The 14,927-nt window shown below is 40.2% G+C and carries 12 protein-coding genes; 4 read left to right on the top strand and 8 right to left on the bottom strand.

The genetic code is table 11. The annotated features are described in order from the left end of the window. Positions 1-311: 311 nt before the first annotated feature. From KOLE_RS02065 to KOLE_RS02050, 4 genes are all read left to right on the top strand, one after another. Positions 312-1,874, top strand: coding sequence for a 4Fe-4S binding protein (locus KOLE_RS02065; RefSeq protein WP_012744915.1), 1,563 nt, complete (start codon positions 312-314; stop codon positions 1,872-1,874). A 172-nt stretch (positions 1,875-2,046) separates the two neighbouring features. Beyond that, positions 2,047-3,765 carry a M3 family oligoendopeptidase gene (locus KOLE_RS02060; RefSeq protein WP_012744914.1) on the top strand — a complete coding sequence of 573 codons (1,719 nt, stop codon included), beginning with the start codon at positions 2,047-2,049 and terminating at the stop codon, positions 3,763-3,765. Positions 3,766-3,908: 143 nt separating this feature from the next. Next, entirely contained in the window at positions 3,909-6,407 is a 2,499-nt protein-coding gene (locus KOLE_RS02055; protein ID WP_012744913.1) for a gluzincin family metallopeptidase, read from the top strand. Between the two features lie 16 nt (positions 6,408-6,423). Next, positions 6,424-6,726 (top strand): SprT-like domain-containing protein, encoded by a 303-nt coding sequence (locus tag KOLE_RS02050; protein ID WP_012744912.1) that lies wholly within the window; start codon positions 6,424-6,426, stop codon positions 6,724-6,726. 5 nt (positions 6,727-6,731) lie between these two features. Here the strand turns inward: KOLE_RS02050 and KOLE_RS02045 are convergent, their stop codons facing one another. From KOLE_RS02045 to KOLE_RS02010, 8 genes are all read right to left on the bottom strand, one after another. Continuing rightward, a complete protein-coding gene (locus KOLE_RS02045) occupies positions 6,732-7,139 on the bottom strand; it encodes a methylglyoxal synthase (RefSeq protein ID WP_012744911.1) in 408 nt (135 codons plus the stop codon). Between the two features lie 59 nt (positions 7,140-7,198). Next, positions 7,199-8,593 (bottom strand): aspartate ammonia-lyase, encoded by a 1,395-nt coding sequence (locus tag KOLE_RS02040; protein WP_012744910.1) that lies wholly within the window; start codon positions 8,591-8,593, stop codon positions 7,199-7,201. After that, entirely contained in the window at positions 8,583-9,812 is a 1,230-nt protein-coding gene (hydF, locus tag KOLE_RS02035) for a [FeFe] hydrogenase H-cluster maturation GTPase HydF (protein ID WP_012744909.1), read from the bottom strand. The genes KOLE_RS02040 and hydF overlap by 11 nt, the downstream gene beginning before the upstream one ends. Then, complete coding sequence (gene hydE, locus KOLE_RS02030; RefSeq protein WP_012744908.1) at positions 9,809-10,900, bottom strand: [FeFe] hydrogenase H-cluster radical SAM maturase HydE; 1,092 nt, start codon at positions 10,898-10,900, stop codon at positions 9,809-9,811. Before hydE ends, hydF begins: the two co-directional genes overlap by 4 nt. Further along, on the bottom strand, positions 10,890-11,150 hold the full coding sequence (locus KOLE_RS02025; protein WP_049753233.1) for a hypothetical protein: 261 nt from the start codon (positions 11,148-11,150) through the stop codon (positions 10,890-10,892). The genes hydE and KOLE_RS02025 overlap by 11 nt, the downstream gene beginning before the upstream one ends. Next, a complete protein-coding gene (gene hydG, locus KOLE_RS02020) occupies positions 11,125-12,525 on the bottom strand; it encodes a [FeFe] hydrogenase H-cluster radical SAM maturase HydG (protein ID WP_012744906.1) in 1,401 nt (466 codons plus the stop codon). Before hydG ends, KOLE_RS02025 begins: the two co-directional genes overlap by 26 nt. Before the next feature lie 218 nt (positions 12,526-12,743). Further along, the gene (locus KOLE_RS02015) at positions 12,744-14,273 is read right to left on the bottom strand and encodes a YifB family Mg chelatase-like AAA ATPase (RefSeq protein ID WP_012744905.1); all 1,530 of its coding nucleotides are present in this window, start codon (positions 14,271-14,273) and stop codon (positions 12,744-12,746) included. 26 nt (positions 14,274-14,299) lie between these two features. Next, complete coding sequence (locus tag KOLE_RS02010; protein ID WP_012744904.1) at positions 14,300-14,926, bottom strand: metallophosphoesterase family protein; 627 nt, start codon at positions 14,924-14,926, stop codon at positions 14,300-14,302. Between the last annotated feature and the right edge of the window lies 1 nt (position 14,927).

The following is a 14,927-nucleotide window of genomic DNA, read 5'->3' as shown; positions in this document are numbered from 1 at the left end:
TTTTCGGGGAGTTCCGGTGGCGTTTCTCCTTAAAAATACAGCAGCCCACTAATGATTTCTTTTAACACTTCATCTCTTCGTTGTTGAGAAGTTGTTGTTTTACTAAAAATATTTTATCTAAAAATAGATAAATCAAGAAGCGAACCAAAATAAACTTAAGCCAAGAAGCCATGAAAAAAGTAAAACTGCAACTGTATTTTGTGAATAATCTAAGGATTTTCTAAGTAATATCTAAGCTTTTTTTAAGCTTAAAATACTAGGATACGATAAGTGAAAAACATCACATTATTTTTGGATTCAGGAGGGAGAGTATGAAGGTTCAAAGGTTGAGACTCTGGATTCAGATTTTTTTTGTGGCGTTGATCGTATTCATATCTGTAGGCCACTATCTTGATGAAAAAAACATTTACACAATCCCGGGTGTTGCGAGTATTCATGCGATTTGTCCCTTTGGCGGGGTTGTGACGATGTACAATTTTGTAACTACCGGTGACTACGTTAAAAAACTTCACCAGTCGAATTTCATCATGATCCTGGCACTCATAATTCTCCTGGTTCTTACGGGGGCGTCATTCTGTGGTTGGATCTGTCCACTTGGAAGTGTTCAGGAGTGGTTCGGTAAGCTTGGAAGAAAAATATTTAGAAAGCATTACAATAAAGTACCGAAGAAACTGGATAAGGTACTTAGATTTGGTAAGTATTTTGTGCTTGGCTACATCGTAATTCAAACCGCGAGAACAGTCAACCTTGTCTTTGCTGATTTTGACCCGTATTACAATCTATTCAACATATGGACCGACGAAATAGCGTTGTCAGGATACATTGTAGTTGCGTTGACATTAGGATTATCCTTGCTCATAGAACGACCATTTTGTAGATATGCCTGTCCCCTTGGAGCTATCAATGGGCTTTTCAATTCTTTCAGCTTGTTGAATATAAAGCGCTATGAAAACACCTGTGTAAACTGTGGACAATGTGATAGAGCTTGTCCGGTTGGAATTGTTGTGTCCAAAACAGACGCACTTAGAAGCCCAAGTTGTATTAGATGTCTCAAATGTGTGGAAAGCTGTCCAATCAATGAAAAGAATAAAGACACGCTCAAGTTGGATCTTATCCCGGCAAAGAAAGAAAAGAAGCCAAGAAAGGTGATTCCGAATACTGCCTATGTTGTTCTTGTGTTAGTTGCCTTTATTGCCCCAATAGCGATAGCAATGGCCAATGGTGCTTTTATAACTGAAAGAATAAAAACTTACGAGACAACGGACGACATACGTGGGTCTTCAACATTACAGGAAATACTTGATCACTACGATGTATCTAAAGGTGTGTTGTACGGTTCTTTGGGAATACCTCAGAGCATTCCGACTGAAACAAAGCTAAAGGATTTGGCTGAGTTAATAGGAATCCCTGAAGAGGAGGAAATTATTTCTCCGGAAGTGATTAGAACAGCTGTGGAAGTAATAAACCAACCGGTGGAAGAGTTGTACTCTGTCGCAAATATAGATTCATCAGAATTATCTGAAATAATTAAAAATGCAGGTCTTGATGAAGGAGCTACTGTGAAACAACTTGTTATGAAATCTGAGCCAGGTGTTTTAGCATATATCATTAGTGGCAAATGGCCATCCGATTATATTGCGCAGACTGGTGAAGATGAACTGGTGTATCAACCCGAAAAAGAAACGACAGAAGTCAGTATAAAGGGTTCCACCACCCTGGGAGAAATAAAAGAACTGGTACCAGATTTTGAAGCTTTCTTACAGGAATTCGGTATATCAGAAGATGAACCGTTGACCGCTATGTTGAAGGATTTGAAATCAAAATATGGTTTTGAAATTTCGGCGATTCGGGAATATGTGGATAGTCAGCAGTAAAGCTCCCCCTGAATCAACGGGCCATTTAGGCCCGTTTTTATTTGGTAGATTCTTGAGTTTTATTCTACGTTTTTCACGGGCTGGATCAAAAATGCGAAGGTGAATTTAGTTTGTTTAGCTTATCAAATGATATAATATTGCGGAAGAATGCCATAAAGAATGGGGGATAAGAATGCTTTATACCCAGGAAAAGATAACAAAAAAGCCAAGGAAATATTTTACGGAAGATCTGGATGTTATTGACTGGAAAATTGTGGAACGAGAATTTAAAGGTATTCTCGAACAGGAAATTTCTTCAGCAGATGATCTGGTGAAAATGATGGAGAAGTTCAGCGAGTTGATGAATATCATCGGCGAAGAAAACGCCTGGCGTTATATTAGAATGACACGATTTGCAGACAAAAACGAATACAGAGAAGCTTATAACGACTTTCTCTCCAATATTGTGTTGCGATCGGAACCTTACCAAATGAAAATAGCAAAAAGATTCTATGAAAGTCCTTATCGTTCTCAACTGGATTCAGAACGTTATGAGAATCTGGACAGAATTATAGCCAATAAGATCGAAATGTTCAAGGAAGAGAACCTTCCACTTAAAGCCCGGGAAGCGAAATTGGCGAGTAAATACGGTGCTATTATTGGTTCGATAACGGTTAAATTCAAAGGTGAAGAGAAGACGTTGCAACAGTTGGGGGCTTACCAACTTGATCCAGATAGGAACACACGTGAGAATTCCTGGCGGTTACGAATGCAAAAGATCCTTGAGCACAGCGTCGAATTGGACAAACTTTTTGATGACCTCAAAGAAATACGTGTCCAGCAGGCTAAAAATGCTGGTTTCGATAACTACCGCGATTACAAACATAAAGAGAAAGGACGATTTGCTTACACTCCAGATGAACTTTTCGAATTCCATGAATCTGTTGAAAAGGTGGTTGTTCCTTTCGTAACGGAGCTGAATGAAAAGAAAAGAAATAAACTTAATCTTGATAGTTTAAGGCCGTGGGACACCAGTGTTGATCCTGATGGAAAGGTTTTAAAACCTTTCAAAACGATAGATGAATTTGTAGAAAAGGCAATAAGGATACTGTATAAGGTAAAACCAGAGTTTGGTGTTAATTTGAATAAGATGTGTAATTCGGGACTTCTTGATCTTGAGAATCGTAAGGGAAAAGCTCCAGGTGGATACAATTATTCTTTGGCTGAAACGGGGGCTCCTTTCATCTTCATGAATGCGGTTGGCACTGAAGATAATGTTAGGACAATCCTTCACGAATCCGGTCATGCTATGCATTCGTTTGCAATGGCAAACGAGCCGATACATTTCTACCGTCGACCACCAATGGAGGCTTCGGAATTGGCTTCTATGTCCATGGAATTGCTCACTCTCGATCACTGGGACGAGTATTTTCCGAACGAAGAAGAGTACATACATGCAAAAAGAAGAGAACTTGAGGGAACGGTAAAATTCCTGCCATGGTGCATGATTGTAGATGCTTTTCAGCATTGGATATACACAAATCCTGAACATACACCAGAGGAGAGAACGGAATATTTCAAAAAACTCATGGACCGCTTTAACACCGGTGTGGATTGGTCGGATCTAGATAAAGAAAAAGGTGTTGTCTGGATGCAGCAACTTCATATATTTACATCGCCTTTTTATTACATTGAATATGGTATTGCACAACTTGGTGCGATTGCCATTTATAGAAATTATCGTAGAAAGGGAAAGAGAGCAATAGAAGATTACGAAAAGTTCTTAAAACTTGGTTATTCAAAACCTCTTGAAGAACTTTACAAGACCGCAGGAATAAAGTTCGATTTCTCTCAGGATTATATAGGAGAACTGGTGGAGTTCATAGAAGAAGAATTGAAACAGTTATCCTGAATTTCTCATTGATGATCAAAAAAACAAAGCTTTCTTTATCTTCAGATATACTTTAGCCCGGAGAGATTTCTCCGGGCTTGAATTATTTCGGTACTTTTCAAAAACCCCCCTTCTAATAGTATACTGTATGAGGAGGGGTGAATTTGAATAAAGCGACAATTTTACTCGCTTTTTTTGTATTGGCGTTTTCGATTGTTTTTGGTTATTCAAGTAGAGATCTTGATTGGATGGTGGCGGAATCCGAACACTTCATCTATGTCTACCATGCTGAAGCTTCTGAGCTTCTCGCCATCGTTTCGAGAATCGCCGAAGAAACCTATGTAGAGTTGCAAACCCTTTTTGGGAACATACCTCATGATAAAGTTATTTTTATATTGACAACATATGAGGATTTTTCCAATGGTTATGCCGAATCTACTGGGAGAATGCGCGTTATTTCTCTCGGAAACAATTACTATATGCGGTTCGATGAATATTGGTTGCGGACGGTTATTACGCATGAACTCAGCCATGTCTTTCATTTGAGTAGAGTTTCAAATGTACTCAAACCAATCAAAATAGCTCTTTCCAGGTTTGTTTCCCCTCAAGCGTTGAGTCCAGCGTGGTTGATAGAAGGGATCGCACAGCTGGGAAGTGAATATTGTGGAGCAGATACTTACGATCATCGAAGGCTCTCTTTTATGCTGGATCAGCTTGAATTGCCGAATCCTTTTGAGAACGAAACCATAATATCCGGATACAATCCTGTGGGAGGAGAAGCCTACTATAATTTTGGATACGCTTTTGTAAGCTATTTAGTAGAGCACTACGGAATGCAAAAATTCAGAGATTTCCTGAGACTCAGGGATGGAATTGAGGTTCTACTTGGTATCGATTACGCGTTCAAAAAAGTTTACAATAAAACTTTTGAACAGCTTAAAACCGAATTTGTAGAGGCTGAAAGAGAAAAGTACAAAGAAAAACTCAAGACAGATTTTTCCTATGTTGAGTACATTACAACGAAGGACAATTTTGTTAGCGTCGAAAAAGCTATTTTCAAAAAGGAAAATTTTTACTACCTTATTTATGATAGAAGAATGAGAATCAGCAGGATTTTCAAAGATGATGTGAATATCTTTTCTACCACAAAAAGAATTACAGATTTCTCTGCTTTAAACGGTTTTATAGCATTTACAACACTGGAAAGAGTGGGGGATACCCTTGAAAGCAGACTTTATTTTCTTGAAAACGGGAAACTGAATTTTTCCGGCATCTCCCATGTTTTGGCTGTTGAAATCCTTTCTAAGGATCTCTTGGTGATATTAAAGAATGATTTTGGCAAGCTCACCCTGAGTACTTTATCTTTGAAGAACAAGAGAGAACTCAAGATATATTCAGCACCAGATGAACTGGTGTATATAAGCCAGCTGACAGCAAACGATGGTGCCAGATTTCTCGCATTCAGAATGAATGATTCAGGTAAACACTATGTGGGAATATATAATTTTTTGCAAAAGAAACTCGAACTCTACGAAGTAAACACTGATGTTGCTCTTGGAAGCTGGAACAACGACACGTTTTTGGTAGCGCTTAGTGATAAAACCGGGACAAAGATTGGAGAATTCGATCCAGAGAACGGTAAATGTTTTGTGGTTGCTCGCTTTCCCAGGTACTGCGAGTATCCCCTCAAAAACCGGAACGAATTGTTGGTCGTTTCTCAAAATAATGGGAGAAAGCTTTTCAAAGTTGAGAAAACAAATGTAATTGAAACTATTGAGTTTATTTCAAAAAAACCAAGGGAACAAGTCAAATACGATTCTCGATTTTTAATCACAAAAAAGTATTCTCCGCTCAACAATATGCGGTTTCTCACCCTGGTACCTTATGGTAAAGGGATTGGAGGGATTTTTGAAGATTATCTTTCAACGTCCCAGGTGTTTATGGGACTTGATTTAGAGGATGGCATAAAGGATCCAGCTTTCACAGTGGGTTTGAGCTCTCGTGATTATTCAAAACTTGACTTACAAACTGATCTCACAGTCTCAGCATCAGAGCTAAGACTTTCTTTTTCAATATCCCGTGACTATGCTATTTTTAGCAATTTTAGTGTTGGGTGGGTATTGAGATACGGTATTCCATTTTACATGGTGTTCAATACGAATGCGACTTTTGCAGATTCGATAGAGTTGTTCGGTGGAGTTTCGGCTCTATCCTCTGTGATTAGTTTTAGCGGCAAACAAACTGATGATACTAACGCCTTAGAGCTTTCTCTAGCATTGAGTCTTTCCTATCGCAGGAAAAATTGGTTGATAAGCAGTCAGAATCTGAGCAGGCTCGTCCTGTTTGGCGATGCTGCCATCTTTCCAGTGAAATTCGGGAGTTTCTATTCTGAAAGTCCACTGGTATTTGCAGGGGATCTGGAATTTCAGTACCTGAATTCAAGAAGGAATCTATCTTTACCCGGTAACATTCTTGTTTTTTCGAGAGAAGGATATGGTTTTATGACTTCGACAATGATTGATTCTGAGGATTTTCAATGGCAGGTTTCTCTTTATAAATTCGAAACTTTGTATCCCTATCTTGCCTTTTCACTTGAAATCAGGTTTGGTTTTTCTTTTGGTTCTACTGGGATACTTCCATATTTCAGCTGTGAGGTGAAATGAACTGAAGAACGATGATTTGAAAATAAGAGTAAGAGAGCTTTCACTTAAGTCCTTCGGGCGATTTCTGGATATACCGGTGATTTTAAACAAACGATTGAAAAGATCTTTAGGAAGACTGGTTTATAGAAAGCGCGGAGGAAACTTTGAACCACTCAGAATAGAACTTTCTCCTGTTATTCTTGATAATGAAGAACTGTTCAATAAAACGGTTTTGCATGAACTTTCTCACTGGTTTCTCATGATCGAGGGGAAGAATTTCAGGCACAACTCCAGTGATTTCAAAAGGCTTTCAAAAGAATTTGACTTTCCTGTGAGATAATTAGCTTATTTTTCATCTTCCATATTTGTTTTTTCCATGAGAGCATTTATTTCAGCTATTAGTGCTTCAGCCGTTGCTAGATTTGTTGCTAAAGGAATATTGTGGACATCACAAACTCTCAAAAGAGCAGAAACATCTGGTTCGTGAGGTTGAGCAGTTAAGGGATCTCTGAGAAAAATTACAAAATCTATATTGTCATTCGCCACCATGGCACCTATTTGAAGATCCCCACCAATGGGACCGGATTGAACTGTGTTCACTTTCAGCTTTAGTTTATCTCTCAAAAGCTTACCTGTGGTTTTTGTGGCGTAGAGTTCGCACTTTTCGAACACATCAAGATGTTCTTTCACGAAAACGATAAGATCGATTTTTTTCTTATCGTGAGCTATAAGAGCTATATGAATTTTGTTCATTGAAATACCTCCGTAGAGCATAGAAGCTTTTTCAAGGAAATAATAACATGTTTTTCCTTTTACTCAAAGTCTTGGTGTGAAAAACCAATACCAGTGGATTTATTGGAAATAAGTTTTGCTTTGAATTTTTCAGCTTCCTCTCCCAGGGAATCCTTAACGATTTCCCACAAATTCTTTCCGGTTTTGCTTGATAACTCTATCCACTCCTGTACTTTATCATAACCATAGGTCGTTATGAGCGGAGTCAGTATTGCGGAACTGCTAAGCAAGTTTTCTCTCATTTTTTCGGGATTGGCTTCTATTTTCAAAATATAGTTTGCTAGTGAATTTGCGGCTATTGTGAGGAATCTTAAAGATTTGAGAGTGTAATGAATAATCTCGGGAACAAAGGCATTTAGTTCTAAATTTCCTGAAGAAACCGCGAAGTTAATGATGGCATCATGCCCCAGAACCGCTAATGATAGTTGTACAACATATTCTGGAATTACCGGGTTTATCTTACCAGGCATTATAGAACTCCCAGCCTGCAGCTTTGGAAGTTTTATCTCTCCGATAGCTGAACCTGGGCCGCTTCCAAGTAATCTTATGTCATTAGATATTTTTATGAGGTTTGTAGCCAGGGCTTTTAGCAAACCATGAATTTCAGCAAAGACGTCCATATTTTGGGTGGCATCTATCAGGTTCTCCGCTTTAGCTATCTTTATGCCTGAAACGGTTCGTAACGTTTCAACTATCGAGAGAACGTATTTTCGATCTGCTGCTATTCCAGTACCTACTGCCGTTCCGCCAAGATTCACCATTCTGATGCGTTCTTCAACTTTGTAAAGTCTCCAGCGATCGCGGCTAATGGCTTCTGCCATGGCGCCAAACTCCTGCCCCAAAGAAATCGGTACTGCATCCATGAGCTGGGTTCGCGCAGGTTTTATCATTTTTCTGTATTCAGCTTCCTTTTTCTGGAGGCTGTCCTGAAGGTTAGTAACATTCTCAACCAGCTGTTTTAGGAGGGCTATTGTAGCCATTTTGCCGGCTGTCGGAAAGGTATCATTTGTAGATTGATGAAGGTTCACATGATCCAATGGGTGGACAATGTACTCTCCTAGTTTTCCTCCAAGTATCTCCGTGGCGCGGTTAGCTATAACCTCATTGATATTCATGTTTATTGAGGTACCAGCACCCCCACATAACGGATCCACAACAACCCATTTCATCAAAGAACCTGATATAAGCTCATCAGCAGCTTGTATGACAGCATCAGCGATTTTTGTCTCAAGAAATCCAAGTTTTTTATTGAGGAAGGCTGCCGATTTTTTTATATAACCGTAGCATCTGATAAATTCCTCGTCAATTTTTTCACCGGTAGATGGAAAGTTCTTTAATGCCCTGGCCGTATGAATTCCCCAGTAAACATCATCGGGAATTTCAAGTTTTCCGAGTGCATCTTTTTCAATTCTCATGAGTTACACCTTCAATCTCCTCGATATAAATCGTATGGGCGTCAGGGAACGGCCTTAGAACTCTTTCAAGAACACCGTGTAAGTAAGATATCAACACTCCATAATTCACTATTGGTATTCCACGCCGACGGGCTTCTCTGATTCTCCGCATCATCATGGCTCTTGTTAAAGTACAGCCACCACAGTGGATAATAAGATCTATCTCTCCTATATCTTCGGGAAAATCCCTTCCTGCCCTTATTTCAAAAGAAAGGCCACCGCCAATATGGTTCGAAAGCCATCGAGGTATTTTGACCCTTCCGATATCCTCGACAAGAGGAGCATGGGAACAACCTTCCATGATCATTATCTTGCTCTCAGGCGTGAGTTCTTCCACTCGTTTGATTCCCTTGACCATCTCAACAAGATCACCTTTGTGCCTGGCTTCCAGTATGGAAAAAGTGGTCAGTGGAATTTCATCCGGCACATCTGCTGCGATTCTGCTTATAAGATGTGAGTCGGCGACAACCAGAGAAGGTGCCTCTTTCATCATTTGTAGAGCCCAGCGTAGTTCCCTTTCCTTAACCACGAGACATAGTGCTTCTCTATCCAGGACCTCTCTGATAGCTTCAACTTGCGGCATAATAAGTCTGCCTTTAGGTGCACCGAGATCTATTGGAACGACCAGAAGGACAGTTTCACCAGCTTCAATTAAATCGGAAAGCAGCGGTATATCCTCTTCCTGTGGAAGATTTTCACTGATGAGTCTTCGAAGATCCTCAATACCAGTTTTTTTGAGTCCTGATACGAAACAATGAGGGTAGGGAGAAACCTTTGGTTCTATCTCCGAAGTGTTCCAGGATTGATCTATTTTGTTTACTGCTATCACGAATGGTAAATCCATTTTAATGAACTGTTCTATCAGCCAATCCTCGTATTCGTTCCAGCGTTGATCTACAACCAAAATGGCAATATCTGCCTTGTACATGGCTTTTAGGGCCCTTTTCACCCTGAGTTCACCGAGCTCACCGACATCATCCACACCCGGGGTATCGACAACCGTTACAGGACCTATCGGGTGTATCTCTAATGATTTATAAACCGGGTCAGTTGTTGTTCCCGGGACATCACTTACAATAGACACATCCTGTCCAACGAGAGCGTTTATCAAACTCGACTTTCCAACGTTTCGCTTTCCGAAGAATGCAAGATACTTTCTATAACCACCGGTAGCAATCATATGATCACCTTCTTGTATTCCTCAAGGTTTTTCAGAATCCTTGGATTTAGCTTGAGGCCCATATCTTTCATTCTTTTTGCTGTTTTAAAGAAATCAACTTTGATTTTATCAGAGTAAATCGTGTAGTTTTTCCTGTACTTTTCCGGTGTGAAATTGCACATTATAACGTTACAACCAACTTTGAATCCTTCAAATTGCAGGTCTTCATCGATAGTTCCCAACGCTGTGGTGGACGGCATGAAAACCTTTGGAATGCATAATCTTACAGCTGCATAGGTATTCAAAGTGAGTTCAGGGTCTCCGTAAGGATGATTTTCGAGAGGTGTTCCTTTGGCTGGTATAAAAGGCCCAAGGCCGACCATCCTGACGCCGGAATCCCTCAAGAAAAGAACGTCATCGGCTACATCTTCTATGGTTTGTCCTGGAAGGCCTATTATATTTCCTGAACCGGCAATATATCCGATAGAGACAGTGTAGAGAAGGAGGTCTATCCGCTTGTCGTAATCATCATCAGGATGCACACTTTCGAATATTTTCCTGTTCATCGTTTCGTGTTTCAACAAGGTTTTGCTGGCGCCTGCAGCTTTGAGCTTTAAGTATTCGGTTTTTGGTCTTTCGCCTATGGAGAGAGAAACAGGGAGATGTGTTTCTTTTTTGATACGTGAGACAATCCTTTCCAGTTTTTCTATATCGTAGTAAGGATCTTCTCCAGATTGAAGTATTATCGTATCCACTCCAATGGGAAGCATCGTTTTTGCAATCTCTATGATTTCTTTTTCTGACATTCTGTAACGGGGGATTTTATTTGCAGCACGTATCCCGCAGTAGTCACAGTTTTTTCGACAGTAGTTGGAAAACTCTATAACTCCTTTTATGAAAAACATCTCACCGACGTAGTCTTTTCTAATAGCATTTGAGAATTCAAAGAGCAGTTCCCTGTCTTTTTCCCCTCTTTCTAGCGACAGGATATAGATTATCTCTTCTTTTGATAGTTCTTCTTCTGTTAGAACTTTCTTGACGATTCTCTGTAGCTCTTTAGAACCTTCAACCTCAATTTTTTTCGCGATATCAAATCTACTACTCGCCATCATTTTCCCTCAACTTTCGCATAATTTCCTGCTGTAGTTTTTCTTTCTGAACTTCCGATAGGTTTTCGGCGAAAACCGCGTATTTTCCAAACTCCAAAACTATTTCTACCGGAACATATTGTTCCTCGCCGAATCCCTTGATATAGGACCAACGTCTGCCAAATTTTTCGGCTATCCATACTTTTGTATCTTTATTTGCGAACCTTTCTAGAATTTCTAAGATCTTAGAAATACAGATCTCTTTCTCCATTGAGAACTCTCTCATAGTACCGCCTCAGGGTTTCTTTTAATTTCTCATCCTCGACGTTGTTTATCTCTTTTTTTATCAGTTTGCTGCCTACTTCCTTTGTTTCCTCTGAAGCGTAATCTGCCAGGTACTCGGCGAATGTAAGGACAGCATTTGGTTGGCAGAAGCGTTTAACAAATCCAGGGATAGCAAATTCCATAAAGTGTTCGCCAGTTCTACCTAATCTGTAGCAGGCTGTACAAAAAGAAGGGATGTAACCTTCCTGTGCGAGTTCCTTTATAACGACATCCAACGGTCGCGTGTCCCCAAGGGTAAATTGGGATTTTTTATAAGCTTCTTTATCTTCTTTAGAATAAGCCCCTATTCCGATATTTGAACCTGCATCTATTTGAGATACCCCAAGTTTTAAGACTTCCCTGCGTATCTCTATGGGTTCTCTCGCTGTGAGGATCATGCCAGTATAAGGCACAGCTAATCGCAAAGTAGCGACAAGATGTTTGAAATCCTCATCATTTACGGAAAACGGTGGTTTCGAGGAGATAGGAGTTCCTATTGCTGGTTCGATTCTTGGGAACGATATCGTGTGCGGCCCTACTCCAAAACGTTCTTCAAGATGTATTGTGTGATAAAGTAATCCCATAACTTCAAATTTCCAATCGTAAAGTCCGAAAAGAGCACCAATTCCAACATCATCTATCCCTGCTTCCATGGCTCTGTCAAGACCGTATAACCTGTAAAGATAATCGGCTTTTGGTCCTGTTGGGTGCATTTTTTTATATACTCCAGGGTGGTAAGTTTCCTGGAAAATCTGATAGGTTCCAATCCCGGCTTCTTTAACTTTTTTATAATCCTCGACCTCTAACGGAGCTGCATTGATATTAACACGCCTGATTTCGCCATTTCCTTCTTTGATGGAGTAAACGATTTCGACGGTTTTTGCTATGAAATCCGCATTGTAATCAGGGTGTTCTCCATAAACGAGTATCAGCCTTTTGTGTCCCCTGTTTACAAGGGCTTTCGTTTCGAGTTTGAGTTCATCGAAATTGAGTGTGCGCCTTACAACCTCCTTGTTGCTAACCCTGAAACCACAGTAGACACAATTGTTGATGCACTTATTTCCGATGTACAATGGTGCAAAAAGGACAATTCTGTTCCCATATACCCGTTTTTTCAGTTCTCTTGCACCTTCGAAGATTAGTTCTCTCAGTTCAGGATCTCTGACGTTCAACAATGCTGCTACCTCGTCTGGATTCAGTCGATTTTTGTCGAGAGACTTTTGAATTATTTCCTCGATTCTTTCTCTACTGGGAAAAGAATTTTTCTCCAAGTGCTCTTCGATTTCTTCAACGTTGATGAAACTTCTCACTTCCGTTCTCATTGTTTACCCCTCCAAACAAAAATCCCCGGCAAAGCCGGGGATGGATTATCTTCAAAGGAACTAATTTAGTTCCTATTGAATTCATTTTTCCGATCCACCCCTCGGCTTCAGGAAAACTCCCTTGGCCTCAGGATATACGTTGTCCTTTTCAATATACGTTACTTTTTTCACAAATATTCTAACATAACAATGTTACTTCAGGGTAACCCGAGGGTTTTCTAAAAGCTAAGTTCTCTCTTGCGGTACTGAATAGCTTCTGCAAGATGTCGTGGAAACACGTGTTTCTCTTCTTCTATATCTGAAATGGTTAAAGCAACCTTGAGTATTTTGTCTATGCTTCTGCCGGTTAGTTTCAATTTATCGACAGCAGCTTCGAGAAGTTTTTTCCCTTCACTATCAAGATCTACAATTTCTTCGAGTTGCCTATGATTTAACTGACTATTGCTAAAGATCTTGTATTTTTTCAGGCGGAGGTTTTGGCGCTTTCTGGCGCGCTCTACACGTTCTCGAATCGTTTTTGTACTTTCGCCAGATTTTACGCTGGAATATTCGCTGAATTCCAACCGGGGCATATCGACGAATATATCGATTCTGTCTTCAATTGGACCAGAGGTTTTTTTGTTATAACGTTTTATTTCGTGCCAGGAACAGGTACACTCGTGGGTTTTGTCTCCATACCAACCACAAGGGCACGGATTTTGTGCTGCCACGAGCATGAATCTGGCCGGATAGGTAGCAGAAATTTTTGCACGGGATATTGTGACTTCACCATCTTCTAGTGGTTGTCTGAGAGCTTCCAGTACATCTCTCCTGAATTCAGGGAATTCATCCATAAAGAGAATTCCGTTATGTGCCAGGCTGATCTCGCCGGGCTTTGCATCGCTTCCACCACCTATTATAGATGTGGTCGAAGCGGTGTGATGAGGGGCACGAAATGGCCGTTTTGTTACCAGACCTTTTCCATTCAGAAGTCCAGCTACACTGTATATGATGGTGGTTTCCATAGCTTCTTCCAGTGTAAAAGACGGAAGAATTCCTGGCATTCTGCGAGCAAGCATCGTTTTTCCACATCCTGGAGAACCTCGAAGAAGCAAGTTGTGACCACCAGCGGCAGCTATTTCAGCTGCTCTTTTGGCGAACTCCTGTCCCTTTATGTCAGAAAAATCTTCTGAGTCAGTTGCTTCAAAGGTTGGTTCTACATAACTTAAAGGACTCTTTTGTATATCGCCATTTAACATCAATACCAGTTCTCTGATGTCTTTTACTGTGTAAATTTCTATACCTTCAACCGTAGAGGCTTCATGAGTATTTTCAGTAGGAAGAATAAATTTAACTGCCGCAGCGTGCTTTCCGGAAAGTTGCAGAAGAACAGGAAGAACCCCCCTGATCTTTCGTACAGAACCGTCAAGCCCCAACTCTCCGAAAAATATATAATTATCTGTTGAAGAATTGATAATACCATTAGCTTTCAGGATTCCAACAGCTATGGGAAGATCTAGATAAGAACCCTCTTTTTTTACATCGCTTGGAGCAAGATTCACGGTTATCCTTCCGTTGGGAAAAGAGAACCCGGAATTTTTGAGGGCACTTTTGATGCGTTTCTTACTTTCTTTGATAACGGTATCGCCAAGGCCGACGATGTCTACATCTTGAAGAATCGCTTTTTTGTCCAGATCCACCTCCACGAGTATTTCGATGGCCTTAAGTCCCTGCATCGTGACACTTTTTACTTTTGAATAATGACTCATCCTATCCCCCCCAAAAAACATCCACGTTAGAAGATAGACTTAACTGAGAAGAAACACATGTCATCCAACCTAAGAGCGGTTAGCTTTCCACCATAAACACATCCGGTATCAATACCAATCTTGTCCTTCATAATCAGAGGTTCCTGGAGAACTGGTGTGTGACCAAAAATGACTACTTTGTCTTTTACTGGCCATTCAGCGTATATAAATTCATCTCTTATCCATAGAAGATCTCCGTCTTTTTGCTTGTTTAACGGAATACCCGGTCGAACGCCCGCGTGAACGAAAACATATTCATCGGTTTCATGGAAAAGGATGGTTTTCTCGAAGAAGCGAATGTGTTTCTCTGGGATTTTATCTATCCCACCATAGCTGTTTATCGTATATTCCATTCCATTAAAATGCCACAACTTTCTTGTTTTTCCACCGTTCAGGTAATCGAGCAACATTTGCTCGTGATTACCACGAATGAAAATACATTTTCGACTTCTGGATAATTTTATAAGAAAATCGACTACTCCTTTTGAATTGGGGCCTCTGTCGATATAATCTCCAACGAATATCAACATATCAGTGCGCGAAGGATTTATTTTTTCTATGAGCTTTTTAAGACTTTCGAGGCAACCGTGGATATCGCCTATGGCATAAATCATG

Source organism: Kosmotoga olearia TBF 19.5.1, assembly GCF_000023325.1.
In the GTDB taxonomy this organism is placed as follows: domain Bacteria; phylum Thermotogota; class Thermotogae; order Petrotogales; family Kosmotogaceae; genus Kosmotoga; species Kosmotoga olearia.
Note: the sequence above shows the minus strand (reverse complement) of the source record. Positions and strands in the feature narration are given on the sequence as shown.